4 protein-coding genes are annotated in these 3939 nt (G+C 62.8%); 2 read left to right on the forward strand and 2 right to left on the reverse strand.

Annotated elements, in window-relative coordinates:
• The coding region (locus IU459_RS36680) for an IS630 family transposase (protein ID WP_195134179.1) at positions 1-596 on the reverse strand (596 nt) is incomplete at its 3' end.
• A 57-nt stretch (positions 597-653) separates the two neighbouring features.
• Positions 654-881, reverse strand: coding sequence for a hypothetical protein (locus tag IU459_RS36685; protein WP_195134180.1), 228 nt, complete (start codon positions 879-881; stop codon positions 654-656).
• Between the two features lie 666 nt (positions 882-1547).
• Between IU459_RS36685 and IU459_RS36690 the strand changes: the two genes are divergently transcribed.
• Entirely contained in the window at positions 1548-2099 is a 552-nt protein-coding gene (locus IU459_RS36690; RefSeq protein WP_195134181.1) for a hypothetical protein, read from the forward strand.
• A gap of 185 nt (positions 2100-2284) precedes the next feature.
• Positions 2285-3939 (forward strand): condensation domain-containing protein (locus IU459_RS36695; RefSeq protein ID WP_228839032.1); only part of this gene is annotated, 1655 nt, incomplete at its 3' end.

A 3939-nucleotide genomic window follows, 5' to 3' on the forward strand; every position in this document is an offset into this window, starting at 1 on the left:
TTCCCGGTCCTCGCGGCCACCGGTGTCTGGCCACGGCGGCCCCATGTGCGGCCCGACAACTGGTCGGAGCGCACCCCGACCTGGTCGCCGAACAGGATCACCGCGTCCTCGGCCTTCGCCCGTGCTGTCAGCGCAGGGTAGGTGACCCGCACCCACTCGGCCATCGCCTCCGGATTCGCCTCGATCGCGCGACGGTCCGGGCGCTGGAACGTGAATCCCATGCGGCGCAACACCTTTTCCATGCCCTGCTCGGTGAACGAAACCCCGAACAGCCGGCGGGTCAGCTCGGCGACCTTCCGCAATGTCCACAACAGTCCGCCCAGCTCCAACTGTCCCGGTACGAACACCACCAGCGCGTCCACCAGCGCCTCGGCCTGCGACTGTGTCAGCTTCGCCCCGTCACCGGCACGCCGGCCCGGCCGTCCCGACTCCAAACCCTCCACGCCACCAGCGGCGAACCTGTTGCGCCAGTTCCGGATCGACCCTTCTGACACCCCGAACACCCGCTGGGCCTCCGCGGACGTCATGCCATCGCGTATCGCTCCCATCACCCGCATCCGCAACGCCTCCTGCTGCCCTGGGGAAAGCCTGCGCATGTCCATCCTGAGACCATCACCCACCCACGGAACATCATGTGGCACAACCGATCCGTTTCACATCAATACGACTGCATCGGCTACGCCGCCGGTCATCGAGCCGGTGATGCTCGGGTCGGCGGATGTTGGCTGCGCTCCCCCCAGTTGCCGTGCTCTCCGTTGATGCAGTTGCTCATTGGCGTTGTGGTCTGGTTCCTTGAGTGGTTCGGCCAGAGGCGGTGGCGGCACCACAGGGTAGTTGTCGGAGCGGGCCGGTTCGGAAGGAGCGGCCCGCTCGTCACTCATCTACACCTGGCGGCCGATTTAGTCGAACCCGGCGTTGCGAGCGGCAGAGCTGCTTGGCTCGCGTATACACCCAGTCCCGGACCGTTTCTCGTTCGCCGCGCATCCGGAGCCGGTAGGCCGGGTATCGGCGGTGTGGCGGCCGTCGACCGGCGGTGACGAAGTAGAGGCTGCTCCACAACGCTTCGGCGTGTTCGTCGTGAACTACCGCCGATCTTCACGTGTGAGGCGGCCGCGTGCGTCGCTGCGGCTGCGGCGATCGGATCCAGACACCTTCGCCTCGCTCGACCGTAGGGATTTGCCCCATACCGGTTGAGCTGCTCGCGTGGGAAAGTCGAGCATGCGGCTGGTCGGACTGATGCTGTTCTGCGGCCGTCAAAACGTTGATCGGGTGATATGTCCGTAACTGGGGGGCGGGAATGCGGGAGTGCACGCTTACGGAAGGTTTCGGGTCGCTGGATTGAGGTACATGCATGGCCGGTGGTCGATAGCCATAGATCGCTTACCTGGCAATATTTCATGATTGATGTAATAGTTGTTGGGGCCAGCTGGTCCGCCGAATGTCATCCAGTTACGAAAGCTTTCGCTGACGCTCTCGATCCGACGCGTTTCGCGCCACGAATAGTCGCTTACCCGGGAAGTAACGTGGTGCATAGGTCGATGCTAGCTATGGAAGTTGAGAGCACTCCGAATCCGGTCGTCATTGCTGGCTACGCGCAGGGCGCAGCAGTTGCTGGCAACTTTGCGGCAGATGTCGGTCAGAGTTGGGATCTGCACTCGAAGGTTATCGCCTGCGCTCTCATCGCCGACCCGCTGCGGCCGAGTGGTCAGATGATCGGGTCCGATCCGGGAGGCTACGGCATTCTCGGTGAAAGGAACATAGAGAAAATACCTGCATACTGGGCTGCAGCCCCGGGCGATCTAACTACTGCACTGTCGGCAGACAGTTCACTGCGGATGGTCCCTGAAATATTTAACTATCTCGAACTCGCAAGTGAAGAGGACATGCTTCACTGGGGGCGGAACCTTATCGACGCGTTAATGCGAGAGCAACTCCGACCATATCCATTTGCCCAGAGGCAGTGGCGGGGTCGGGGTCCGGAGCTCACCCGAGTCAGTGGATATTTGTTCACCAGACCATATATCGACAATTATGTCCAGCATGGCCATGCCGCGAGGCTCGCGCAGATTATAAATACGGAGGTGTCCGTTCGGGATTGAATGGCTAATAGCAGACTCGGTCCAGATGCTCCATATTGATCGAGATCGAAGAGTCTGAACTTCGGAAAGTGTGCTCAGAACATGGCGTCGGCATTGGCGTGTATTCGTTAGGCATGTAGGAAGGTTGCAGGTTGGATCGGCTCGATTTCGGTGGAAACGGTGTAGCAGGCGGCAAGAGGGCGGCTATGTCGGCTTCCGGGGAGGGTCTGTTTCCGTTGTCGCCCGCTCAGCTGGGCATCTGGTACGCACAACATGTCGACCCGCAAGTGCCGATCACCGTCGCCTTGTACGTCGACTTGCATGGCGAGCTGGATGTGTCGATGCTCGAGCGTGCGCTCATCGACACCTCTCACGAACTGGGCTCGTGGTTCCTTCGCGTCATCGAACACGACGGTGAGCCGTGGCAGTGGGTCGATTCGTCGATCGCCGACTCCGACGGGGTCGAGCACGTCGACTTCCGCAACGCCGATGATCCCGTCGCGACGGCCACGGAATGGATGCGTGCGGATTACAGCCGCCCACTGAATATCGTCACCGACCGGCTGATCAAGGTCGCTGCGCTGCAACTGGATGACGACCACTGGTTCTGGTACGCGCGGGCTCACCACATCGCGCTGGACGGTTTCGGCGCGATGACCAACGTGCGCCGCATCGCACAGCTGTACACCGCCTATGACAACGGCACCGAGCCAACCCCGTCAGAGGCTGTCGACCAGCGCACTCTGGTCGAGTCCGAGTTCGACTATCGGGAGAGCGAAGAGTTCGCCTCCGACAAGGAGTACTGGGCGCAGCGGGTAGCCGGGTTGGAGGCGGGCACCAGCTTGGTCGGCCGGTCCGCTGCGCCCGCGCCGTTGAACAGGATCGCCAGTGCCGTCCTGTCGGATGAGCAGAACGGGTTGCTGGAAGCCGCCAGCACACGCCTTGCTCCCTCGCGCCCGGGCCTGCTGATCGCGGCATTCGCCACGTACATGGCGCAATGGACCGGCTCTGAGGATGTGGTCCTGAGCCTGCCCGTGACCGCTCGGACAACACGGGCCATGCGCCGGTCCGGCGGCGCGGTATCGAATATCGTGCCATTGCGGCTGCGCGTCGGGTACGACACCACGATCGCCGATCTGCTACAGCAGATTCAAACCGAGGTCATGAATGCCCTGAGTCATCAGCGGTACCGACACGAGGACATCCGCCGTGACAATGTCGGCGACGGAGCTGTCGACAGGGGGTACTTCGGTCCGTGGATCAACATCATGTTGTTCCTCGACGAACTGATGCTGGGCCCGATGTCCGGTCGGCTGCACGTGTTGTCCACCGGGTCGATCGAGGATCTGGGCGTCAATTTCTATCAGTCCCAGGGCGGCGCCGGTTCCCGCATCGACTTCGAGACCAACCCGAATCTGTACACCGAAGGCGAAACGCGTGAGCATCATTCGCGCTTCCTGGAGTTCTTCGGCCGTTTTCTGGCGGCCGACGCGGACACCGCCGTGTGGAGCCTGGATGTCACCACCGGCGACGAGCGCGAGCGGACGCTGCTGGAGTGGAACGATTCGGAGCAGGACGTTCCGGAGACCACGCTCGCGGCGCTGCTGGACGCGCAGATGCCGCTGACCCCGGACAACATCGCGCTCGACTTCGAGGGCACCACGCTTGCCCACCCGTCGCCCGACCGCCACCCCTCATCGAGTCGCTCCGCGACGCTGACGTATTCCGAGTTCCACGCGCGGGTCAACCGGCTGGCCCGCTTCCTGATCGCCGACGGCGTCGGGCCGGAATCGCTTGTCGCGCTGGGCATGCGCCGCTCGCTCGAGCTGGTGATCGGCATGCACGCGGTGGTGAAGGCCGG

This window comes from Nocardia amamiensis, assembly GCF_015477605.1.
GTDB classification, from domain to species: Bacteria; Actinomycetota; Actinomycetes; order Mycobacteriales; family Mycobacteriaceae; genus Nocardia; species Nocardia amamiensis_A.